Annotated in this window: 14 protein-coding genes; 6 read left to right on the top strand and 8 right to left on the bottom strand. The window is 47.0% G+C overall.

The genetic code is table 11. The features are described 5' to 3' along the window. Positions 1-4: 4 nt before the first annotated feature. Positions 5-2,200, bottom strand: coding sequence for a DNA helicase RecQ (recQ, locus tag R3D00_30125; GenBank protein MEZ4777472.1), 2,196 nt, complete (start codon positions 2,198-2,200; stop codon positions 5-7). Between the two features lie 350 nt (positions 2,201-2,550). Between recQ and R3D00_30120 the strand changes: the two genes are divergently transcribed. Together R3D00_30120 and R3D00_30115 are read left to right on the top strand one after the other, a co-directional pair. Beyond that, positions 2,551-3,123 (top strand): sigma-70 family RNA polymerase sigma factor, encoded by a 573-nt coding sequence (locus R3D00_30120; protein ID MEZ4777471.1) that lies wholly within the window; start codon positions 2,551-2,553, stop codon positions 3,121-3,123. After that, entirely contained in the window at positions 3,116-4,867 is a 1,752-nt protein-coding gene (locus R3D00_30115; protein ID MEZ4777470.1) for a porin family protein, read from the top strand. Before R3D00_30120 ends, R3D00_30115 begins: the two co-directional genes overlap by 8 nt. 336 nt (positions 4,868-5,203) lie before the next feature. On the opposite strand, the gene R3D00_30110 is transcribed toward R3D00_30115, so the two are convergent. From R3D00_30110 to dusB, 4 genes are all read right to left on the bottom strand, one after another. Then, positions 5,204-8,962, bottom strand: a complete 3,759-nt coding sequence (locus tag R3D00_30110; protein ID MEZ4777469.1) for a hydantoinase B/oxoprolinase family protein — start codon at positions 8,960-8,962, stop codon at positions 5,204-5,206. 29 nt (positions 8,963-8,991) lie between these two features. Beyond that, entirely contained in the window at positions 8,992-10,752 is a 1,761-nt protein-coding gene (locus R3D00_30105; protein MEZ4777468.1) for an ATP-binding protein, read from the bottom strand. A 175-nt stretch (positions 10,753-10,927) separates the two neighbouring features. Further along, positions 10,928-13,312 carry a hypothetical protein gene (locus tag R3D00_30100; GenBank protein MEZ4777467.1) on the bottom strand — a complete coding sequence of 795 codons (2,385 nt, stop codon included), beginning with the start codon at positions 13,310-13,312 and terminating at the stop codon, positions 10,928-10,930. A gap of 100 nt (positions 13,313-13,412) precedes the next feature. Then, positions 13,413-14,501 (bottom strand): tRNA dihydrouridine synthase DusB, encoded by a 1,089-nt coding sequence (gene dusB / locus R3D00_30095; protein MEZ4777466.1) that lies wholly within the window; start codon positions 14,499-14,501, stop codon positions 13,413-13,415. Positions 14,502-14,688: 187 nt separating this feature from the next. Between dusB and R3D00_30090 the strand changes: the two genes are divergently transcribed. The 4 genes from R3D00_30090 (at position 14,689) to R3D00_30075 (ending at position 21,077) form a co-directional block, all read left to right on the top strand. Then, positions 14,689-15,642 (top strand): CPBP family intramembrane glutamic endopeptidase, encoded by a 954-nt coding sequence (locus tag R3D00_30090; GenBank protein MEZ4777465.1) that lies wholly within the window; start codon positions 14,689-14,691, stop codon positions 15,640-15,642. Continuing rightward, positions 15,635-16,462 carry a phosphatidate cytidylyltransferase gene (locus R3D00_30085; protein MEZ4777464.1) on the top strand — a complete coding sequence of 276 codons (828 nt, stop codon included), beginning with the start codon at positions 15,635-15,637 and terminating at the stop codon, positions 16,460-16,462. Before R3D00_30090 ends, R3D00_30085 begins: the two co-directional genes overlap by 8 nt. 147 nt (positions 16,463-16,609) lie before the next feature. Further along, entirely contained in the window at positions 16,610-17,881 is a 1,272-nt protein-coding gene (locus R3D00_30080; protein MEZ4777463.1) for a Glu/Leu/Phe/Val dehydrogenase, read from the top strand. A 163-nt stretch (positions 17,882-18,044) separates the two neighbouring features. Then, complete coding sequence (locus R3D00_30075; GenBank protein ID MEZ4777462.1) at positions 18,045-21,077, top strand: PKD domain-containing protein; 3,033 nt, start codon at positions 18,045-18,047, stop codon at positions 21,075-21,077. Position 21,078: 1 nt separating this feature from the next. Here the strand turns inward: R3D00_30075 and R3D00_30070 are convergent, their stop codons facing one another. From R3D00_30070 to R3D00_30060, 3 genes are read right to left on the bottom strand one after another with little or no spacing between them, the layout of a single operon-like run. Further along, positions 21,079-22,251, bottom strand: coding sequence for a family 16 glycosylhydrolase (locus R3D00_30070; protein MEZ4777461.1), 1,173 nt, complete (start codon positions 22,249-22,251; stop codon positions 21,079-21,081). Positions 22,252-22,281: 30 nt separating this feature from the next. After that, entirely contained in the window at positions 22,282-23,118 is an 837-nt protein-coding gene (locus R3D00_30065) for a glycoside hydrolase family 16 protein (GenBank protein ID MEZ4777460.1), read from the bottom strand. Positions 23,119-23,130: 12 nt separating this feature from the next. After that, complete coding sequence (locus R3D00_30060) at positions 23,131-23,967, bottom strand: hypothetical protein (GenBank protein MEZ4777459.1); 837 nt, start codon at positions 23,965-23,967, stop codon at positions 23,131-23,133. Positions 23,968-23,990 lie beyond the last annotated feature (23 nt).

Raw genomic sequence — 23,990 nt, 5'->3', positions numbered from 1 at the left:
TACGCTAATTCCCTACTTCGGAAATAAACTTGATTCTTACCAGCTGAATTTCTTCACGCTCATATTTTCCTCCCAGTTCATTTTCCGCATCATCTATGCTGTCGGTCTCTGAGGACATAAAGTAGTCGAAGATATCATCGATTTTTTCTTCATCAACCCTGTCTTCAATATAGTAGTCGATATTGAGTTTTGTACCGGAGTACACAATTTGCTCAAGATTTTCCAGCAGTTCCCCAAACTCCATGCCTTTAAGTTCGGCAATTTCATTTAGTGGTGTACGTCGATCCACATGCTGAATAATAAAAAGTTTATTCATAGACTTACGCGCGGTAGATTTCACCACAACGTCAGCCATTCGCTCTATCCCATTTGCTTCAACGTAATCTTTGATGAGTTTGATAAAAGGTGCGGCAAATTTTTGTGCTTTTCCTCTGCCGACTCCTGTGATATTCTGAAACTCATCAATCGAAAGTGGATATTTGGTGGACATATCTTCGAGCGAGGGATCCTGGAAAATCACATAAGGAGGAATACCTTTTTCTTTTGCGATTTTTTTTCTGAGCGCTTTGAGACGGTCAAAAAGAATAATATCATAGGTTTTGAAGTCTTCAACCGGAACAGCGGCGCTTTTGAGTTGTTCAAAATCCTGAAATTTGACGAGTTTGACCGGATAAGGGCTTTCCAGAAACGCCTTGCTGGTTTCAGCGAGTTTGATTACCCCGTAGTCTTCTATGTCTTTTAGAAGGAAGTCATTGACAATCAGTTGACTAAATATCGACTTCCATTGTTTTTCATCGAGATCACTTCCTTTTCCGTACACATCCAGCTTTTCATGTTCGTAAAGATTAATTTGCTGGTTGTTGCTTCCTCTGATCAGGTTAATCAGGTGAGTGAGGCCAAATTTCTCATTTACAGCAATGACTGCGTTGAGTGCGAGGAGGACGTATTTTTCGGCGGAGAAGGTTTCTTTGGGGTATCGGCAATTGTCGCAGAGGACGCCACAGGAGTCCTGTTCGTAGGTTTCTCCAAAGTAGTGGAGCATCATTTTGCGGCGACAGGTACCAGACTCGGCGAAGGCAGCCATTTCATACAGGAGATGTTTTCCCGATTCCCGTTCACTTACAGGTTTATCTTTCATAAACTTCTCCAGCTTCACGATATCATTGAAGTCGTAAAACAGAATACAGTTGCCTTCCAGACCGTCGCGCCCTGCTCTGCCGGTTTCCTGATAGTAACTTTCGATACTTTTGGGTACATCGTAGTGGATGACATACCGTACGTCCGGTTTATCGATTCCCATTCCAAAAGCAATGGTAGCGACAACGACCTGAACATCCTCATTGAGGAACATATCCTGGTGTTTGGTACGGGTAGCAGAATCGAGACCTGCATGATAAGGCACGGCTTTGATACCGTTCACATTCAGGATTTCGGCATTTTCCTCTACTTTTCTGCGGCTAAGGCAGTATATAATGCCCGACTTTCCGGCATTTTGTTTTACATATTTAATGATTTCCGTAGTCGCATGCGTAGGACTGACCTTCGGACGAATTTCGTAATAGAGGTTTTCCCGGTTGAAGCTGGTCAGGAATACATCTGCCCCTTCAATATGAAGGTTTTGAATGATGTCCTGACGAACTTTAGGCGTTGCCGTGGCAGTGAGCGCCACTACGGGCACCGAGCCAAGTTGAAGCAGCATTTCGCGGATGCGTCGGTATTCCGGACGGAAATCATGGCCCCATTCGGAGATACAGTGAGCTTCATCCACCGCCATAAAACTTACATGCGCCTGACGGAGGAATTCGATGAACTCGTCTTTGACCAGAGATTCAGGCGCTACATACAATAATTTGAGCGTGCGGCTGAGTACTTTTTGTTTTACCGCATCATAATCTGCCCGGGACATGCTGCTGTTCAGAAAGCCAGCTTCAATACCGAAGGCCTGCAATTGATCGACCTGATTTTTCATTAAGGCAATCAGAGGAGAGATGACCAATGCCGTCCCTTCCATAATCACAGCAGGGAGCTGATAACAAAGAGACTTTCCCGCTCCGGTAGGCATGATGACAAAAGTATTTTTCTTTGCCATCACATTCCGGATCACGACTTCCTGTTTTCCCCTGAATGAATCATATCCAAAATACCTTTTTAAGGCCTGAGATAACTCTGTATCCTGTGTAATCGCCGTATGCTCGTTCACCGTTTTGAATCTGTTTTCTTACTTGTTTATCTTGAAAAACCGGGAGTTTCCCAGACGAATATAAAGTCTGTGTTGAACACCGGTTCATCGGTTGTTCATTCAAAGTTAATTTAACAAATAAAGATGAATAAAACTAACCCAACCTGTGAATCTGGAAAATCATTTTGCCAGTTCAGGAAACCAAAGTTAACTAAATCTTTCTTCTTCTGATATATCTTAGTGGGAAATTGATGGTCTTTCTTTTATAAAATTTATTTCTTAACTATACAAAGGGAATATGTGCGGTAGGGTTTTTTCCTGGTTAAGCAACCCCTTATAAAAGGTTAGCGTTGATGAAGTACCAAGATAAAATGAGATTTAAAGATTATCACGAGGATGAGATAATTGATGGTTGTCTCAATGGTGGTCGCAAATATCAGAAACTGCTGTATGAGCAATTTTACGGCAGCATGATGGTCGTTTGTATGCGCTACACCAATGACAGGGAAGAAGCACGTGATGTGCTTCATGAGGCGTTTATGAAGGTCTTTAAAAATTTGAAAAAATTTAATCGTGGTACAAATCTTGGCGCATGGATCAGGCGTATCATGATTAACACAGCGATTGACCATTATCGGAAGACAGCCAAACGGCCGAATCTGGTAGAAATTAATCAGGCTGTACATGAAGCAGATTCTCAGGATGTGGTGGGTGATCTTAGTGCGGAAGAAATTCTGGGTATGGTGCAAAAACTTTCCCCTGCTTACAGGACGGTATTTAACCTGTATGTAGTTGAAGGGTATTCTCATAAGGAAGTTGGAGATTTACTAGGTATAAGCGAAGGAACATCCAAATCAAACTTAGCAAAAGCCAGGGCAAAACTTCAGCAAATGGTCCTCAAATCGAGGATCGTGCGAAGAGCGGAAGGCGACAACTATGCGTGATTTTTACTTTGATAAGCTCATTTGGGAAAAACTCCATGGCCTGGAGGTTCCTTTCGATCCATCGGATTGGGAGGAGATGGAGTTTGACCTGGATCAGAGTGATGAATTGTTTGAACAGTCTTCTATTGAAGACTCTACGACAGTACTTGCTGCCGGAGAGGAGGTTTTTGTGGAATTAATTCCCAATGATTTTGATCTGAAAATCAGAGAAAAACTCTCTACGCTTCTGGAAACCCCCATCCCTCAGGATTGGGAGGAAATGGAATTGGCCCTTGAAGAGGGTGCCTTCGATTTTTCCGTTGCCCAAAAGCTTGAAGGTCTTTCTCTCCCTTTTGTGGATGCTGACTGGAACATACTGGCCGCAGACCTCGATGAATCTCCTTTCGATGCTTCTGTGCGCGAAGCACTGGCTGATTACCAGGTACCCTACAACCCTTCCGACTGGCACGATCTCTCCGACAGGCTTTCTGCTCCATTTGATCAGGCAATACGACATAGCCTGGGCAATTTTATCTTCTCCTTTTCCAGAAAAGACTGGCGCCACATGGCCGCAATACTCAATCAGGCAGCTATCTCCGAGGGGCTGGCCGAACCTGCATGGTATGCTAACTGGAAAAATTATATCTCCGCCGCATCTGTTATCGCACTTCTTTTTTTGACTTCTCTATGGTCGGGTGAAATTCACAATCTCTCCCGCCCGGAAAAATCTTTTGTAGAATATCATGCGCCTGTGTTCCAGCCTGAAAATGGAAAAGCAATGTCTGAATCATTTTCTGGTCAATGGCAACCACATGAGCTTCCTGGTCATGATCTTTTGACCAATAAACAGATAACTCCGGTAAACTCTTCTTCTAAAACCCCGGCAAAAACCAATGGCAATTCTTCTGAAATTTCTTCTGACAATTCGGGTATAATTATTCCAATGAGACCTGTGTATGAGGAAATGTTTCCCGGCAATTTTGAGCATTCAGCATCTCAAGCTAAAAATACTGATCACACCACAACAGAAATTCCATTGATCTCAATGATTGATGGATTTGACGCTCCTGATATTCAGACGTTAGCTCCGCTTCATACTTTACCTGATTATTCTACGGAACCAGTTCAAAAAATACGCCCTGAGCCGGGTATTCGGGTTGGCGTTTATGGTGGACAAACACGTACGAAGGCGGAACTTAGCAATCGCCCGGAAACAGGTTTTATGGCTGGTACCCGTTTGGAATTTCTCATTAATGATAACTGGAGCGTTGTTTCCGGCATTCATTACAGCATGAAACAGTTCCGGTTTGAATATCAGATATTTGCGCCACAACGGTTTGATCGTGCCGTAGATGCTAACCTTAAAATGATTGAAGCGCCTCTGCTTATCCGGTATAATTTCCCTTCCACCACTCCGCTTAATCTCTACGCACTTACCGGAATTGTAACCACGGTTTCTATTTCAGAAAATTACTGGGAGTACGATCCCCGGTCGCCTGACAATCAGGGCGTAGACCGAAATCTTCTCCGCCAGCAAAATCTGCCTACCGATGAAAGAAGCCTGAATACGTATGTAGGGAATATTTATGTCGCCGGTGGATTGGAGTATCAGTTTGGCGACCATTTTGCTCTTCAGGTGGAGCCTTACTTCCAGATGAATGTCCAGCGGACCAAAGGGTCTGGTGCCAGAGGGTTTGAAAAGCAGCTCTACACGTCAGGGCTCAGTCTTTCTTTCATGTACAACCTCAGTAAACACAAAAACTGATTGTAGCTAACCATTTGATAAGATAATGCTCAACAAATCTTTGTTGAGAAAAGAAAAAACCAGCCTGAAAAGACTGGTTTTTTTTTGAATCTTTTGGAAGGAATTCCTTTTAAAAAATTAGGGGACTCTATCCCATAGGGAGAGTCAACCCTAACCCCTAGCTTCTGTATCTGGCGTAATGCCTAATAAGATGTATCAAAGATATGCGGGCAGTGGAAAGTTCCCAAATCGTATCAATCTCAAATATAACATAACCAAACGCGAAATAATCAGCCTGTACCCCTTGTTATTTGCGTATCAGGGCATATTCGCAGAAATAATCTCTCGATCTTCCGCTCATCTATAACGCCCGTACCCGCCGCCGCCCGGGGTTTCTGTTACAAAAATATCACCGGGATTAATAAAAATTCCGTCTGCCCCTTCCAATAATTCTATCTCACCGCCTTTTCTTATGACCCATTGCCTGCCGCATTTACCAGAGTACCCACCTGCCATACCATAAGGCGCTTCTTTTCGGTGTTGAGACAAAAAGGTAAGTGAAACGGGGGCGAGAAATCTGATTTCCCGAATGACACCATTGCCTCCCTGCCATTGGCCTTTTCCTCCGGATTCCTGGCGGATTGCAAATCTTTCGAGTACGACGGGGTAACGAAATTCCAATATCTCCGGATCGGTAATTCGGGTATTGGTCATGTGTTGGTGCACAGCGTCTGCCCCATGGAAACCATTACCCGCTCCCGTTCCTCCGCAAATGGTTTCATAATATCCGAAGCTATCATTTCCGAAAAGCAGGTTGTTCATCGTTCCCTGACTGCAAGCTGCAAGGCCAAAAGCTTTGATCAGCGTATCTACCAGCCGCTGGCTGGTCTCCACATTCCCCCCTACCACTGCCGGACATTCTCCGGGGGCTTCCGGGAAAGGTGGGTTTAATATCCCTTCGGGTATAAACATGCTGACGCGCTGCATCAATCCTTCATTCAATGGAATCGCTTCATCCAGAATCAACCGAAGTACATAGATGACTGCGCTTTGCACAATGGCTGTGTTGGCATTCAAATTTCCGGGGTGAACGGCAGCGCTTCCTGCAAAAGAAATTGCGACCTGATCTTTATCAACCGTTACTTCAACAGCCAGCGGTGAGCCATCGTCGAGGTATTCTTTGGCTGAAAATATGCCCTGAGGTAAGGTGCGTATTTTTCGGGAAAGGGCTGTTGCTGCATAGTCTTTGACTTTTTGCATATAGGTACGGACGTTCTCCGGGCCAAATTCACGGCAAAGCTGCTGCAACCCATTGATTCCTGCATATATAGATGCCAGACCGCCGTTGAGGTCTGCGAGGTTTTCCTGAGGAGAACGCGTAGGCCATACGGCCTGCGTCAATTGAGCAGTGATTGCTTCCCATTGGGGAATACCCGCTTTCACCAGATACATGGGGGCTATCACCACCCCTTCCTCTACAAGCCGGGTCGCATCTGGTGGCATGGATCCGGGACGTTTGCCGCCGAGTTCTGCGTGGTGGGCGCGGTTGGCTACATAACCTATGCACGTTTTCTGATCGTCAAATACGCCGCTTATCAGCGTAATATCTGGCAAGTGTGATCCCCCAAATCCGGGATGATTGGTAATCACGATGTCTCCCGGGGCGATAGCTATGGATGCCCGGACCTTCCGCACACATACCCCGAGACTGCCCAGATGAACAGGTATATGTGGCGCATTGACAATCAATTCGCCGGAAGCATCCAGCAGGGCACAGGAAAAGTCCAGTCGCTCCCTGACATTCACAGAAAAACTGGTGCGCTCCAGCACTGCTCCCATTTCATCGGCAACTGCGCGAAAACGGTTGGTGAATAGTTCCAGCTGAATGGCGCTGTGTTCGCTGCGGATGTGTTCATTTGCCTGTAAAGATTCCTCTTTCCGTAGAATTGCCTGACGTTCTGCATCTATTCTGCAATACCAGCCTGCATCCACAATTGCCGTATTATGTACACTGGTAAGTAGTGCCGGGCCGTAGATTTCTGCGCCGGGTAAAAGTTTTTCTCTGATAAATACAGGCATTCCCCGGAAATTATGATCGGGTTGCGGGAAATAGGTTTTGAGTGTATTCGTGTTTTTGTCAGATTTTTGGGGTGGCTCCAAAACAGCAACTACCTTGATAGATTCAAGTTCTACTGTGCGGTTGTCCACCCAGTGGCCAAATAACTGCTCATATTCCTTCCGGAATCTGTTTCGGGCATCTTTTCCCGCTTCCCAGGGAACTTCCAGCGCATGCTCCTGCCCCATCAGCCTGAGAAAAAGACTGATACTTCGAATGGCGGGATTTCCATTGCCGTGTTTTTCTTTTTTTACAAGAGCCAGTGTTTCCTGTGTTAGTTCATCAATCAGTTTTTCGAGGGTTGGATCGTCTGGCCGATAAGGTTGGAGCACCTGGCGGGAAAGAAACCGGCTGATCACTGCATTTCCGATTCCCCAGGCACTGAGCACGCCAGCATACCAGGGTAAGATAGCCTGAGAAATGCCCAGAATTTCTGCAACATGGCAGGCATGTTGGCCCCCTGCTCCGCCAAATGCAAGCAATGCATAGTCTGCGGGATCATAACCACGACTAACGGAAATACGGCGGATTGCCCCGGCCATCAGCTCGTCGGCAATTCGGAGAAATCCGCGAAGCAGTTCTTCTTCCGACAGGGTGCTTGTACCTTTTACCAAGAGCAAGGCTTCTCTGGCCGAGTGTATATTCACCGGAATTTGAAATCCGGAAGGGTCAGATCGCCCCAGCAGGAGGTTGACATCGGTAATCGTCAGCGGGCCGCCGGCTCCATAACAAGCCGGGCCAGGAAATGCGCCTGCGCTATCGGGCCCTACGGTCAGGCGCGTTCCGTCAAACCGGCAGACAGAACCTCCGCCAGCGGCTACGGTTTCTATGGCGAGAGAAGGGCTTAGTAACCGCGCATCGCCTACCTGCGACTCAAACTGGTATTCAAATTTTCCATCATAACGGGCGACATCGGTACTGGTTCCGCCCATATCAAGAGATAGTATTTTCCCGAAACCGGCCTCTTCTGCCACTGTTGCCGCACCAACTACTCCGCCTGCCGGCCCACTTAGCAGGCTGTCTTTAGGGAAAAAATGTCCCACTCCGGCCAGCCCTCCTGCGCTGGTCATCACGTGAAGTGATCCATTTAATATTTGTGTTTTTACGCGGGAAAGATAATCGTCAATGACCGGATGCAGGTAGGCATTGACAACGGCAGTTTGTGCCCGGGGCAATATCTTGATCGAAGGGGCAAGGGAAGAAGAAACTGAAAGATAAGAATACCCCGCCGCAAGCAGACGTTGGGCCATCATTTGTTCGTGGGCAGAATTGCGGTAGCTATGGAGAAAGGAAATGGCAATGGCTTTGCAGTCTGATTGTTTCAATTGGGCGATGACTCTGTCGCACTCAATGGCTGTCAACTGTTGTATAATTTCTCCCTGCGCATTTATCCTTTCCTCAACTTCAATTACCAGATCGTAAAAAGGCCGGGGTTTTTGTATGTTGAGGGCAAAAATATCGGGTCTTTGCTGATTGCCGATTAGTAGTAGGTCGCCAAATCCACGTGTAACGAGAAATGCGGTACGGGCGCCTTTTCTTTCGAGGAGTGCATTGGTACCTTTTGTAGATCCCATGCGCATTTCTACTGGTGGCAGGGGTTGGTGAAGCGGGGTTTTTGTGACGATGCGTGTTGCCAGTACAGGTGCCTCTTCTCCGGCGGAGATTTCGAAATCAGTTCCCGGCTGAATGGGTTCTGTGAGGGGTTCTTTTAGGTAAATTAACCCGCGGGTCAGGTCTGAAGCGGCTATTGTCCCAAGTTTTATTCGTCCCGATTTCAGAATGAAAAGCTCGTAACCTGTGAATATATCGGAATGATCGCCCCAGTTTACACTGACCGACAGGGTGCCAGATAAGGCACTGTTTGTAATTTTTCCGCGGAGGGCACTACTGCTCAATACTTTTGCCAGGTGGGTTTTCCCATCCGGGTCAATGGCTACGCAGTCGGTAAAGGTTCCACCGGTATCTGTGAAAATCTGCCAGGGTTTCTGATTTGATTCCATGGCCGGAAATTACCAAAATCCTTTTGTATTCAGCGTTTTTCCAGTTCACCAATCAGCCAGTTGAGCTGAACTTTTGCGTCGGAGAGCATGCCTTTGTAGGATAAAAAGCGAATATCGGCACTTGCTTTCTGGCCTACCATCCCGGGACTAAGCGCGCCACCGATGACAATCACGTCAATATCTCTGCCTGGAAGATACACCTGAAGGTCTGCCTGAAACTCTTTGGCTCTGCGTCGGTCTGGAATTTCGAGCGTATGGTCTGGCCTTTTGAGGTCGAGTAGGACAAAGCCTTTGTTGAAGTCCTGAAGCAGGAGCAGGTTGGGCGCATGAATGGCGTGGCCGTTGGTAAATTTGTGGCCCACATACATATCCACAACCTGTTGTAGTTCGGGGTTGGTAGAGACCAGCGAGTTGGGGTTGCCCAGCATCCAGAGGTTATTGGTGAGGGCAATGCGTATTTGGTTTAGCGTGGTACCGGGGTTGAAAATGAGTTTTTCAATATCCTTGATAATACTCAGTCTGTGTGTCGACTGTTGGCCAATCATGGCGAGATCCAGTATACCAAATTCGGTAAAAGCATGGGTAAGTTCTTCCATTTCGCCTTTGCGTGACTCTTCAAAATTTTGCATGACCATCCAGTAGTCATTTTTTTCGAAGGAGTCGAGGAGAACAGAGATAACGGCACCGATTCGGGATTCACTTTCTCCGTAAAATTTGCGGAGGATTTTATCTGTTACTTTGCGTGCGTAGGCGCGGCGGTAGGGAGGGAGAAGAGAGAGACCTGTATCAATACGCTTTTTCAGGCGAATTTTGGTCATAGAAACTTCCCTGTCGTAAACTTCCCGAAAGGAGTTTTCGAGTATGGGGCGAATCAGCGCACTGATTTCTTCAAGGACAATGCTATTTTCTATCACAGATCCCCAATCAGCGGTGACATCTGCTTCGAGAGAATCTGCGATAATCTCGCCGTAAATTCTTTTCAGCAATTTGGCGGGGATATCATCATTTTCTTCAAGACCAAAGAAGCGCGGTTGTCCGACAATTTTTCCTCCTACCCGTATGGCGATTCCCGACTGGCGGAGCGGTTTGCGTCCATCGGAAATAGTATAGCGGATATGAACCGTTTCCCCATTTGTCAGTGTAAGATCGTTTTCGAAATTGTCGCCCGGAATATCTTCGATATCAACCAGTTCGCCATCCACATAAATGCGAAAATCCGACAAGCGGCCATATTCCATCACGAGGATGCGCTTCAGTTTTTCGGCATTAGGGAAGGTGAAATTTTGATTAATGCCGCTGAGAATAATTTCTGTTCCCGATTTTTCGGGGTCGCTCAGAGAGGTTTCTATGGGCAGGTTGACTTGTTCGAGGTCGTGTTTGGCGCGGATCAGTTCATCTCGCCATATTTTCAGGTAGGTTTCTTTACCACGGGTGCGGGTGCGCACTTCCATAAGAGAGGCGACCATGAGGCCGGCAAATTTGCCAATACCTTTACGGCCTTTCACCATGCGGTTTTTGATTTTGGTGCGTTCCCCTTTTCGGGAAGCGCGGCTGCTGGCGATGTTGAGGTATTCGTTGCGGATTTCATTTTCGGTCATCCCGGTTCCGTCGTCAGCGATCAGGATCGGATCACTTGTTAATGGGGTCGGGAGCGTAATCCAGACATTGTCGGCATCCGCATCGTAGGCGTTGTCGATGAGTTCTTTTATGGCAAGTTCGGTAGATCTGTAATTTTCACCCAAAAGGGCAGCAAGCCTCGGGTCAACTTTAAAATTTGCGTTTGAATTCATCCGTAAAGGGGTGTGAAAAATTGCGTTTGTAAAAATACAACACGGTTTTCACGACCTGTCCACGTTTGTGGTAGTTTATCCACAAACAAGTATGTGGATATGTGGATAAGCACGGGGATGTATAAAAAAAAGCGCCCCATTTGGGACGCTTTTAAAATATATTTTCAGATCAGGATCAGTCTTTGATAATCGACTCTACATTGTGGAGATCCACTTTGTCAGTAGCTCCATCACAGATGATATCTGCTTTGAATTCCAGATAGATTGTCTGATCATAAGTAACGTCCACTTCGTTGAACTTCAGGGTAGGGAGAATCGAACGAAGCTGAAGTTCTACAATGGCAGAGTTGGTAGCCAGAACTTTATGGTTGATCACATTTCCTTTAGGATCGAGGGTAACTGAGAATGCCGCTTGTCCTAATCCACAGACACCGCCATTTTTCAGGGATTCTGCAATTTTTTCCTTCATGGCAGAGCGTCCATCCACATAGTTGCGTGGGAAAAATTTGGGTCCTGGAACGTTGGCATGAGTTTCCTTGTGGCTGGGGTGTGGGCTATAGCCTTTTCCTGGTGTATATTCAGGAACAGTTTCATCACCCTTATTGGTTTTTACAGGTGTTTGGTCTCCTTCATTTGAAGGTGTGTTGCCTTCACTTCCTCTTACGACGGCGACCTGAGGAGTTGCAGGTTTTGCTGTACTGGCTACATAGATTTCAGAGGATTCCCCTGGCTTTTTGTAATCAATATTTTTCCACTTGTTATCGGTAGCGGCGCTACTGTTGGAAGGGGTAGTTGTTTTACCGGAAGTTTTTTTATTGTCTCCACCAGAGCTGGAAGCAACACCGGTATTACCACCTTCCATCAACCGGATCTGCTCCTGCAGTCTGTTGAGTTCCATGCGGAGTTGGTTGACTACCTGTACAAGCGCCATATAATTGGCACTGTCTGCCTTGGTTGTCATAGATGGGATCGCAGAAGGATCAATTGCCACAGCACCAGGATTAGCGGAGTTTAAAGCAACGGTACTGCTATTGAGCAGGCTCTGTCTTTTGTTGGCCAGCTGGAGCTCCTGTTCTTTTTGACGGAGGACTCTTTCGAGCATGATTTCCTGCTCGCGGGCCTGTTTGGCAGCGGCGAGGTTGTCGAGATCCTGTTTTTGTTTTTCGAGATCAGCGATTTTACGGGCTGCTTCGTCCTGTAATTTCTTGATTTCATCCATCATCCGCTGGTAAGCATCCTGCTCTCTGACTCGCTGATCTTCTACGCGACGGCGTTCCTGCTCCATCCGATCCAGTTCCAGTTGCTCGCGGGATTGGTTGGCCAGTTCCTGTTTGCGCAGAATTTCTTCTTCAATTTTGAGGAGTTCCTGATTATCGCGCTGGTTTTGCTGCTCTTTGTCGCGGAGTTCGCGGTCGCGGGCACTTCTTGATTCTTCCAGTTGGCGTCTTTGTTGCTCCAGCATAGCAATTTCATTGCGGATACGATCTTCTTCTGAAGCACCAGCGGGAGGATCAGTGGGGAAGGAACCTCCGGAATTGCCTGTACTTGTTGGCTCTTCATCGAGAAAAAGTCCTCCTCCCGAACCACTATTGCCACCACTTTCTGGCTTACTGTTTTTTGCAGCGGCCATTTGTTCCTGACGGGCTTTTTCGCGCTCTTCTTTTTCCCTTTGCTGTTTTTCAGCGGCGAGTCGGCGCGTTTTAGCTTCTTCTTCCTGAGCCCGGAGTTTTTCCATACGCTCTTTGAGGCGGCGGATTTCTTCTTCCTGCGCGATTCTTTCAGCTTCTTCGCGGGCACGGGCTTCGCGAAGCTCGTCACTTTCCGGTTTTACAGGCTGAGTATTGGCAGCAGTAGCAGGCGTTGTTGTCTGAGGGTTTTCCTGTTGCGTGGTTGGTCTTCCTGGGCTTCCGGGAACACCTACGGACTGACCATTATTACGGGCAGGCTCAGTCTGAGGCTGGGTGGTAGGTTTTACCGGATCACCGGAAGCAATTTGTTTATTGGGATCAACCGCAGGCTCAGTTTTGGGTGTCTGGGGTTGAGTCTGCGGCTGGGTTTGGGGTTGTGTTCCTGAAGCGATACTTGGCGGATTACCGGAAGTACCTGTCGGATTTCCCATTTTGTCGAGGAGCGGGTTGTTGTTTATTTCTACCTGGGTGTAGGTGTTCCCTCTTTCTGCTGAGCAGTCAATGCTGGGTTTGATTTCAAAGTAAACCGACTTAGGTCCTTTGAAGTCAGACGCATCCCATTTGATATTTTTGACTACGTCAATGGCTGACTGCTTAAAACAATCGTTTTTGCCTGTCAGGGGCTTTACATAGAGCACATAACCCGATGGGTCAATTTTCACTTCCAGATAAATACGATCGCTACCACAGCAGGAGGTTTGCAGCTCCATTTGCTCGTAGATATAACCTTTGACCGTATTCTTGTTATTGCTGAAGATGAAGGTCTTGGTGTCGGCTGTCAGCTTGGTTACGTCCACTTCTCCCCCTTGTGCAAAGGCGGCGCGAAGTGAAAAACCGAGGATCAGACCCAAAAGCAACAATCGGCGTTCCATAATATTTGAGAATTTGATTTAATACACAATCCTGATATGCAAGTTAGCGATAAATTAAGCAATAAACAGTGAAAATTGAAAAACCGGGGAAAAATTCATTTCAACTGTTCGTTATTTTCAGTCGTTCCATCACATCCGTTCCTGAGCGAATATTGATCAGAGCGGGTTCATTGGTTTCTGTCTCTGTAAAAGCTTGTTCCTGATCATATTCAGGTGCAATCACCGTTTTTATATGATCCAGTGTATCTCTGAGTTCTTCCAGATTTTCGGAAGATACGAGTTTCATCCGAAAAGTTTTGAAGTTTGGAAGTCCTTTAAAATAGTTGGTATAATGGCGGCGCATTTCGCGGATTCCCGTAAGCGCTCCTTTCCACTCGACAGACATTTCGAGGTGACGGCGGCAGACTTCTGTCCGTTCTGCGAGTGAAGGGGTTGGCAGATGTTCACCTGTCTGGAAAAAGTGTTTGATATCCCGGAAAATCCAGGGATAACCGATTGCCGCTCTGCCGATCATGATTCCATTTACCGGATATCGTTGTTTCATTTCGAGGGCTTTTTCCGGAGAATCGACATCGCCATTCCCAAAAATAGGAATCTCGATATCGGGGTGTGCGGCGACTTCTCCGATCAGCGTCCAGTCGGCTTCGCCTTTGTACATCTGCATCCGCGTGCGGCCGTGTATGGTCAGGGCTTTGATCCCTGCATCCTGAAGCCGGAGCGCTACTTCCTGAATCCTGATGGTATTGTCATCCCAGCCGAGGCGGGTTTTGACCGTCACCGGAAGGTGGGTTGCGTTGACGATTTCGCGGGTCAGTTGCTCCATTTTGGGAATATCGAGCAAAATGCCTGCGCCTGCGCCTTTACATGCGACCTTTTTTACCGGGCAGCCGTAGTTGATATCGATAAATTCGGGTTGTGAGCGCTCTACAATCCGTGCAGATTCCTGCATTGATTCGATTTCACTGCCAAATATCTGGATGCCTACCGGACGCTCTTCGTCATAGATATCCAGTTTCATCATACTTTTCTCTGCAAACCGGATCAGGCCTTCGGCACTGATAAACTCTGTATAAACTACATCTGCCCCCAATTCCTTGCACAAAACGCGGAAAGGCGGATCACTGACGTCTTCCATTGGCGCCAGCAATAGTGGAAATTCCCCTACTTCTATATTCCCGATTTTCACCATATATACATCTGCCATTTATTTCCTGACCCTACGCCATCCCCGCCGGAGTTTTTTTATAAGACAATCTGCTTCAGGAAATTCCACAAAAATACACGCAAAGATTTAATCTTCATCCTGTTATCTGTAATTTCCCCGGCTTATAGTGCGGAAAAATATAAATTCACCTATCTTATTCGAAAATTTTACTGTGAATACCCTGGATTCTCTACAAATACATATCAGTAAAAACCTCAGGCTGGCCTTATTCTTCAGTCTGTTTTTATACACGTTGGGACTGATTGTTCTGTTGCCACTTGCGGGAATAATCATGACAGGGTTTTATGGGCTTCACTTCAGTGAGCTTACCCAAATCCTTACAGGGAACTTTGCGATTCACCCTGACGGAATACAGATCTTCAGGTTGATGCAGGCCATCAGTCAGGTGGTAACCTGGGGGGTAGGTGGGCTGGTGATGACATGGCTGATGGGCATATTTCCGCAGGTTCTGGGTTTTCACAAACCAGTTCCCCTGCTTTCTGTTTTTCTACCCGTACTCATTATTTTCACCAGTATTCCGCTCGTTCAGGCTGTGCATATTTCTCCGGAATTAAGCATTTGGCCTGAGATGTGGAAAGAGTGGCTGTCTCAATGGGCCAGTGAGGAGACGGCAAGTCAGGAACACCTGATGGTGATCCTGGGAGAACAAAAAATCAGTACGCTACTTGTCAATTTATTCATTTTTGCATTGTTGCCTGCGGTATGTGAAGAGCTGTTTTTTCGCGGATTTTTACAAAAGAGACTAAGCGATACCTGGAGTCCTCAGATTGCAATATGGACAGCGGCGATTATCTTCAGTTTTGCCCATTTTCAGTTTCTTAGCTTTTTTTCCCGTCTTTTGCTGGCCTGGCTGCTTGGATACTTTTTCCATACAACACATCGCCTTTTTCCCTGTATTATTGCCCATTTTGGCTACAATGCTGCTACAATTTTGCTGGTCTATTTTTCTTCCGGAACCAATAGTACCGCCTTTACCCCATTTGTGGGAGGGGTAGGTATTGACTGGGAGATCGTCTTGCTTTCTGCGGTTGCCACCGGCATCCTGCTGTGGATTTTTACAAAACTATACAAATCACCTGATTCCCTTCAGATTACCCATGAATAATAACCTTGTACAACGGATCCTTACTGCATTGGTGGCGGGTTCTGTAACGATTGCTGCCATTATTTTTTCCCCTTACGGACTCTGGGCATTTTGTACCCTCGTCGCCCTGGCCGGGCTTTGGGAAATGCTGGGGTTGCTTGGCGTAACCAAACGACGTTACCGGTGGCTGACGATGATTTTTGCGGCGGTTGTCTGGATTTTGCTTTTACTGGAGATTGTGGCAGATACGATTCTGGAAATGCCTGCCACCCCCTATATACTCGCGGGCGTGATGGCCTTTCCGGTTCTGGCAATAACAATGTTATATGATTCCAAAGTTGTACAACCGGTACAGATTCTGAGCGCGATCCTGATGAGTCTGGTCTATTGTTACCTTCCGCTGTTTTTGTTTTACCGAATGTCCGTCCCGGCCCTTATCATGGATTATGATCCGGCTTTGCCGATGGGTATTTTGGGGCTGACCTGGATACTTGACTCCGGGGCATATTTTGTCGGAAGGTTTATGGGGAAAAGACCGTTGTTTCCGCGCATCAGCCCGAAAAAAACCTGGGAAGGAGCGATCGGTGCAGCAGTACTATGTGCAGGTACAGGTTTATTGCTGGATTATCTGCTGGCTCCGGAGAGTTTCCGGTGGGTGGTTGTCGCATTGATCATTAGTATCACAAGTCAGCTTGGAGATTTGGTCGAATCCATGTTCAAGCGGAGTATGGCCATTAAGGATTCGGGAAATATTTTGCCGGGGCACGGCGGAATACTGGATCGGTTTGACGGAATTTATGTGTCCGTACCTTTCCTGTTTTTATATTTTTCTTTGCTTTGATTTTGAAAATTTTCAATGAAAATAACATTCTTTTAAATGTTTAATATATTGAAAATCAGTGTTTGAAATGTCCCTCAGCATTGTATAAATTAGCCTTTTGTCTTATACCTGAAACTATTGCAAAAAGCAAAAAATCATTTAATTATCATGGCAGAAATTAAGGCTACCATTGCTCAGGAGAAACGGCCATCGGCGTATGATTCGTTCATGGCCAGATTCAATGAAGCTGCGGATCTCATCAGTCTGGACCAGCGGTTCAGGGATATCCTCGGCGCTCCCGAAAGGGTGATCAACGTGAACCTCCCTGTCAAACTTGACGACGGCACAACGCGTGTATTTGAAGGTTTCCGTGTCATTCATTCTACCGTCATGGGACCATCAAAAGGTGGGATTCGATTTGCGCCTTTTGTGGATCTCGACGAGGTGAAAGCACTGGCAGGGTGGATGACTTTCAAGTGTGCGCTTGTAGGACTTCCCTACGGCGGCGCAAAAGGAGGGATTACCCTTAACCCGAAGGTTCGCAGCACGGATGAACTGGAGCGCATTACCCGCGCTTACACACGGGCACTGAAAGATGTTTTTGGGGAAGATTCCGACATTCCGGCACCGGATATGGGCACAAGTCAGCGGGAAATGGCCTGGATCTATCACGAGTATTCACGTACATACGGCTATACACCGGGTGTCGTAACGGGCAAACCACTCCACCTTGGCGGATCCAAAGGCCGTGTGCCTGCCACCGGCTGGGGCGTTATGCTTTCTGCAATGCTCGCTATGGAAAAACTGGCGCTTAAACCCGAAGAATGTACCTGTGCCATCCACGGATTTGGAAATGTGGGTAGTTGGGCTGCAAAATTTCTTGCCGACAAAGGCCTGAAGATTCAGGCAATCAGCGACAATACCGGTGGTTTCTATCGCGAAGAAGGAATTGATATTCGCGCTGCAATCAAACATATGCGCAACCACGGAAGCCTTGAAGGATTTGACGGCGGTGCGAGAATTACCAACGAAGAGTTGCTCACCCTCCGTGTAGATGTGCTTGTTCCTGCAGCCATTGAGAACGTAATCACGCCCGCCAACGCAGGCAATATCCAGGCTAAACTTATCGTAGAAGGTGCCAACGGCCCCGTCTCCTCCGATGCCGACGAAATTCTCGACGCCAAAGGGGTAATGATTGTGCCCGATATCCTTGCCAATTCTGGCGGTGTAACGGTTTCCTACTTCGAATGGGTACAAAACCGCCGCGGACATTATTACTCAGAAGAGGAAATTCAGGCCAAAACACTTCCGATTCTTACCGAAGCATTTGAACGGGTATATGAAACCCACAAAGAATACGAATGCTCCATGAGGATTGCAGCCTATATCGTGGCGATCGAAAGACTGGCTACAGGTATTGACCTCGAAGGAAATTTCTGATTCTTCTTTTGGGACGCAAAACTATTATTGGGGAAAGATCCATTGGTCTTTCCCTTTTTTTTTATGGGTTTTTATGAAAGAGTAGGTGAAAGATTCGTTTTATTTCCCCTCGCACTTTATGTAGTTTTGGGGTACATCTATGAAAAAAAATTACCACTCAAACATGAATGCAGGATTACGGAGTTTTTGCTGGTTTCTGTTTCTGAGCATGGCACTCGTACTACCCCTGCATGCGCAGATTTCCTATACGCCCCTGTATCATTCGAATGCAGGAAATCCGGGGGGACTCAACAATGAGTCTGATTTTGAAACTGTAGGTTGGACCAGCATTCTCAATGGCCTTCTTTCCGTCAATCAATGGTCAAATAATGTAACCATACCATTTGCATTTAATTATTACGGAACTGCAGTAACTACAGTAAAAGTCAGTGCCAACGGTCTGCTTACATTCGAGCCTGGTGCCTCTTTATTGCCCAACAATAATCAGTTTCTTCCTACAAGTGCGCTTCCCGGCAAAACGATCGCATGTTTCTGGGATCAGTTTACCATAAACCCTCCGACAGGTAGCAATGACCAGGTCTATACCAAAACGTTTGGTACTTTTCCCAACCGGCAATTTTGGGTAAGATGGTCTTCCTTCGAATGGGGTACAGCTGATTTTACTTATGTAGCCGCTGTTCTGGAAGAAACCACCAATAAAATATATATCGTCGATATGTATGGCAGTCCCAATACGACTGCGGTTACAGCTACAGTAGGCGTTCAGTCCAACAGTTCTTTTGCGATTCAGTACGGTACAGCCAGCACAGCAATGACTGCCGGAGGATCTGTTAATTCTGACAATAGTTACTATTCCTTTACGCCATTTGTAATACCGCCATTTGACCTTCTGCCCGTGGAAGTATTGTCGCCGGTTGATGAAGGGTGTGGGTTGGGAATGGAAGCGGTGTCCTTTCGGGTGACGAATATCGGCCAGCTAAATGCAAACTCGATCAAAGCCACCTTTACCGTAGATGGCGGAAGCCCGGTAACGCCGGAAACCATACCCGGCACATTATTGCCGGGAGATACAACCACTTATACGTTCTCCGCATTAGCTAACCTGACCGCGCCGGGAAATCATCTCATCGAGATCAGCGTCAACCTCACCGGCGATGGAAATATTCACAATGACACCATCGATTTTGCTGTCAACAATTTACTGAACGTCACATCATTCCCTTATTTCCAAAACTTTGAAGCGGGTACAGGCGGCTGGGCTGCGGGTGGGGCAAACTCCAGTTGGGAGCGTGGTATTCCTGCCAATGATACCATCGACCATGCAGCTTCCGGCATGTATGCCTGGATCACCAATGCATCGGGAAACTACAATGTGAACGAAAACTCGTTTGTCAGCAGCCCATGTTTTGACTTGAGCAATGCCAACAGCAAATACCATTTAGCCATGAAAATCTGGTGGGAAAGTGAGTTTAGCTGGGATGGCGCGGTGCTTCAGTCTTCCACCGACGGTGGCAAAACCTGGACAGCCATTGGCAATTATGGCGACCCTGACCATTGGTATAATGACAACTCGATCAACGGAAACCCCGGAGGCCAGTTGCTTGGCTGGACCGGCCGTGCCAGCACAGCGAATAGTTCCGGTGGTTGGGTGAGAGCACAACACAAATTGCCTTCGGCACTTATCGGGCAGCCCTCCGTTCGGCTTCGGTTTGCCTTCGGCTCTGATGGATTTCAGACCGACGATGGGTTTGCTTTTGATGATTTTACAATCGCAGCCGTGCCCAATGTGAACCTTGGACCTGACCGCTTTTTTTGTGATGGGGATTCACTCGTAGCGGGTAATGCCGGGTACAGTTACCAATGGTCCACAGGATCTACTGCGCCTGTCATTCACCTTTATAATACTGCTGGATTCGACTTCTCAGACAGCACCATTACCGTTACTGTCACGGATACCCTGGGAATGGTTGCCCGTGATACAATCCGTATATCCATGGCCAAATCCTTAACGGTTATCCCGATATTAACTACAAATATTTTGTGTGGGGGAGATTCTACCGGCGAGATTGATGTTTTGGTAAACGGAGGTGCTCAGCCTTTTACGTATTCGTGGAACAATGGGGCGTCCACCGAAGATCTTACGGGCGTGCCAGCCGGTACGTATTCGCTTACTGTCGTCGATGACAAAGGGTGTACGCGGTCTGCGGGGCCCGTTACGCTGACAGAAAATCCCATCCTTACCCTTTCAGGAGAAACTACCGATGTTTCCTGTTATGGAGAAAATGACGGGAAGATTGCTGTTTCGGCTGGTGGCGGTACCGGTGGATATGGATTTTCGTGGTCTGATGGCCAAACTGACAGCCTGGCCATTGGATTTGGTGCAGGAACCTATTCGGTAGTACTAACCGATGCCTTGGGGTGTACGCTGACTGAAAATTTTACCATTAACCAGCCAGACTCCTTATTTGCCATAAAATCAGGGCTGACAGATGCTTCCTGTATCGATCTGGCCAATGGATCGATTGACCTGTTAGTGTTTGGTGGTACTCCTCCGTTTGTTTTCTTATGGAGCCATGGCGATACGATTGAAGATCCGCAAAATCTGCTTCCCGGAGGGTATTCGGCGACGGTGACAGACAGTCAGGGATGTATAGCATTTACCGATACCTTTACACTGGTATATACCGATACACTGCCTGCGGCGGGATTTTTCTTTAACATTACCGGTGGTGCCGTAGGCTTTCAGGATACCTCAGCCGGCAGTAGTTCGTGGTTGTGGGATTTTGGTGATGGGAAAACCTCTACCTTCAGAGAGCCCGTGCACGAGTATGCCGTCAATGGGACTTATACCGTTACGCAGATTGTCAGCAATCTTTGTGGCAGTGACACGATGATATCGGAGGTTACCATCAATACCGTAGGGATTGAAAAATCACTTTCTGTGGTTAGTTGGGATGTATTTCCAAACCCTACATACGGCGACATGACCTTATGGGTAGAGTCGGCAGTTGCGGGTGATTACATCGTCCGGATTTTTGATCCACAGGGCAGACTGGTTATGGAAAAATCACTCGGCAGGCTGAGTGGATCGGGCAGGTATGAAATAAAAATGTCCCCTGGCATAGCCAGAGGACTGTATTTGTTGGTTTTCTCATCCGGAGAGGCAAGAGAATCCCGACGGATTATGTTGCGGTAGTTTATTGAAACACCCTTATATAATCCACAATCATATATTGCGGAAACACCGTTGTATTGTCAGGGCTACCTGGCCATTGTCCACCTACAGCGATGTTGAAGATGAAAAAGAATTTTTCATTAAAAGGCCATGGGTTGACTGCGTTGCTGCTAATCTGAAAATACTGAACATCATCGACCAGCCATTTGATGAGATTTTCTTCCCATACAAGTGAAAATACATGGTACTCCTGGGAAAATTTAGCTCCACCGGGAAGTATTTTAGAACTGCCTGTGTACTGGTGAGAAGCAACGTCTGCACCAAAATGTACGGTACCATGAACTTGCCCGGGCGTATGCCCTACCAGCTCCATGATATCAATTTCACCACAGGCAGGCCAGCCGCTGGTAAAAAAGTTGGCACCAAGCATCCAAAGGGCGGGCCAGATTCCCTGTCCTTCGGGCAGGGTAGCGCGTATGTCTATTCTGCCAAACTTAAATTCCTGCTTACCCGCCGTAATCAGTCTTGATGAGGTGTACTGGCTTCCGCTTACTGACTCTTTTTTTGCCGTGATGACCAGGTTTCCATCAACGACAGATGTATTTTCCGGCTGATAATACTGCAATTCATTATTCCCCCACCCGCCTGCGCCGGTCTCAAAGGTCCAGTTTGCAGGGTCCACGTCTGTACCGGTAAATTCATCCTGCCAAACCAGGGTCATGCCCGGGTAGGAGGTGGCGGAAGAGTATCCTGTTTCGGGTATAGATAGTTTGCCTTCATCGTCATTGCGAATGGTGCCTTTCCCTTCAGCATCGAGGAGTTTTGCGCCGGAAATATTGGACAGAGTCACAATAAAAGTTTCGTCTGACTCATTTTTTATATCACCGTGAATCGGAATATCAAAAGATTTTTCAGTTTCACCTGCTGCGAGGGTCACGGTACCTGAGGATTCTGTGTAGTCTTCTCCGGGAGTAGCTGTTTCTGCCGAGGTCTGGTAATTGACGGTTACCCCCTGCGTATTTTCTCCAGCCAGGACAATGCGAAAACTAAACACAGAGTTTTCGTCTCCTTCCAGGCGGGATACATCATTGATGGCAGCATTGGGAAGAACCACCGGCGCAGGATCTTCTTTACAACCGGTAAGCAGCAAAAAAGTAACGGGTATTATGTGCAATAGTGAGGAGAGAGTTTTCATCAGTTTGTGGTTTGGTTTGAAACTAATTGATCATATTCCATGTAAGTCGGGTGCCGCTTGTTGATATACACGTACGTAATCCACGAGCATCCTTTGAGGCCAGATGGAAGGGTCTACGCCCATTGCCCCACCCCAGTTGCCTCCTACGGCAACATTCAGTATCCAGTGAAATGGCTGATCAAAAGGCCATTGGTCTGTATTGTCGCTGTCTTTAAGAAAGGTAAAACAAAGCTTTTCGTCAGTAAAGAACTCCATTTTTTCGGGTGTCCAGTTGAAGGTAAACGTGTGGAATCCCGATTCTGTTTCTTGCTTATGGATACTTCCGCCACGCTGTGTACCCAGCATTCCGTTATAGGCACCAGTATGAACCGTTTGAAAAATCGAATCAGGTATATATCCCACAAACTCCATGATATCGATTTCTCCACTGGAAGGCCAGGTTCCATATTTGGATTCAGATGGCATCATCCATATTGCGGCCCACGTACCTTTTCCTTCGGGTAGTTTTGCGCGCATCTCAAATCTTCCGTAGAGAAAATCACCTTTAGCCTTGCTTATAATCTTGGCGGAGGTGAATTCACTTCCTTCCAATGGCTCTTTTCTGGCTTCTATATTCAGAAACCCATCTTCAACCCAGACATTTTCAATTCGGTCGGTATAATACTGCTGTTCATTGTTTCCCCATCCGCAAAGATCAGGACAACCATTTCCGAGACTATATCCCCACTTCGCCGGATCCGGTGCGCCTGTGTAAGCAAATTCATCTGCCCATACGAGTAGCATTTCCGGAGAAGATGGAGTGGTTTGGGGGCGATTGTTGCACCCCCAAACCAAAACCAACATCAAAATAATACGAACCTTAACCATATGTTTTGTGGGTTAGTCCGCTTTGACAAAACGGAGGGTAAACCATCCCACAGTACCTGGAGAACAAGGTCTGATAGGACTGTGAAGGATCAGCTCTGTTTCAGTGACGCTGATAATATCATAAAACGGCCCTGAATCAAGCACCCCCATAAAAATTTCATCAGGCAGGGTGATTCTCGTTTCACCGCTTAAGCCAGCACCCGGAGTGAGTGACCATTGCATATTGGCCGGGATGTTGAATGGCAGTGCCTGATATCCCTGACAAGGATCCACGGATAAGCCATTGTTGTCATATTCGAATCTGTTACCATCAAAATAGAATGTATAGACATCATCGTATTGCTCCGGTTGAAGCCCATTAGGCGGAGAACTGTACCATTCGGTAGAATAGGGATTCGGTCCGACACCTACTGCGCCGGCAGCTGTAGAAAATTTCCATTTTCTTCCTACTCCCTGGCATTCTCCGGTGAGGAGGGAAACCAGACTATCGCAGGCAATGACGAGATCTTTGTCAATCGTGACGGTTTTGGAAACAGAAGAGGTTCCGCCTCCTGTTTCACTGGCTGCGTAAAGGGTGATGGTGTAGGTTCCTGCCTTTGTATAGGTGATTGTATCTAAAATTGCCGTCGAACGACCAGGCGCTCCTCCGGGGATATCCCAGACACGAGAAAAGAAGCTGCCGGAAATATCTTCGATCACCACTTTGTTAGGATCGCTTGCCAGTACCTGTGCTGAAAAATCAGGCGCACCCGGCAATGGGCCGATATCGATGTCCTCTGCCACAAATGGCGCGCAGGAAATCGCAGAAACAGCGATTCCGATTAAGACTATATAAACTGAAAGTTTCATGTTTTCTGTTTTACGAGTAGAAA

It is taken from the genome of Bacteroidia bacterium (genome assembly GCA_041391665.1).
In the GTDB taxonomy this organism is placed as follows: domain Bacteria; phylum Bacteroidota; class Bacteroidia; order J057; family J057; genus JAGQVA01.
This window is presented reverse-complemented; position numbering and strand designations above follow the sequence as displayed.

Bases quoted from the DNA above. Each gene is read 5' to 3' on its own strand.
- R3D00_30120 (MEZ4777471.1), top strand. From the start codon at position 2,551: ATGAGATTTAAAGATTATCACGAGGATGAGATAATTGATGGTTGTCTC.
- R3D00_30115 (MEZ4777470.1), top strand. From the start codon at position 3,116: ATGCGTGATTTTTACTTTGATAAGCTCATTTGGGAAAAACTCCATGGC.
- R3D00_30110 (MEZ4777469.1), bottom strand. From the start codon at position 8,962: ATGGAATCAAATCAGAAACCCTGGCAGATTTTCACAGATACCGGTGGA.
- R3D00_30105 (MEZ4777468.1), bottom strand. From the start codon at position 10,752: ATGAATTCAAACGCAAATTTTAAAGTTGACCCGAGGCTTGCTGCCCTT.
- R3D00_30100 (MEZ4777467.1), bottom strand. From the start codon at position 13,312: ATGGAACGCCGATTGTTGCTTTTGGGTCTGATCCTCGGTTTTTCACTT.
- dusB (MEZ4777466.1), bottom strand. From the start codon at position 14,501: ATGGTGAAAATCGGGAATATAGAAGTAGGGGAATTTCCACTATTGCTG.
- R3D00_30085 (MEZ4777464.1), top strand. From the start codon at position 15,635: ATGAATAATAACCTTGTACAACGGATCCTTACTGCATTGGTGGCGGGT.
- R3D00_30080 (MEZ4777463.1), top strand. From the start codon at position 16,610: ATGGCAGAAATTAAGGCTACCATTGCTCAGGAGAAACGGCCATCGGCG.
- R3D00_30075 (MEZ4777462.1), top strand. From the start codon at position 18,045: ATGAATGCAGGATTACGGAGTTTTTGCTGGTTTCTGTTTCTGAGCATG.
- R3D00_30070 (MEZ4777461.1), bottom strand. From the start codon at position 22,251: ATGAAAACTCTCTCCTCACTATTGCACATAATACCCGTTACTTTTTTG.
- R3D00_30065 (MEZ4777460.1), bottom strand. From the start codon at position 23,118: ATGGTTAAGGTTCGTATTATTTTGATGTTGGTTTTGGTTTGGGGGTGC.
- R3D00_30060 (MEZ4777459.1), bottom strand. From the start codon at position 23,967: ATGAAACTTTCAGTTTATATAGTCTTAATCGGAATCGCTGTTTCTGCG.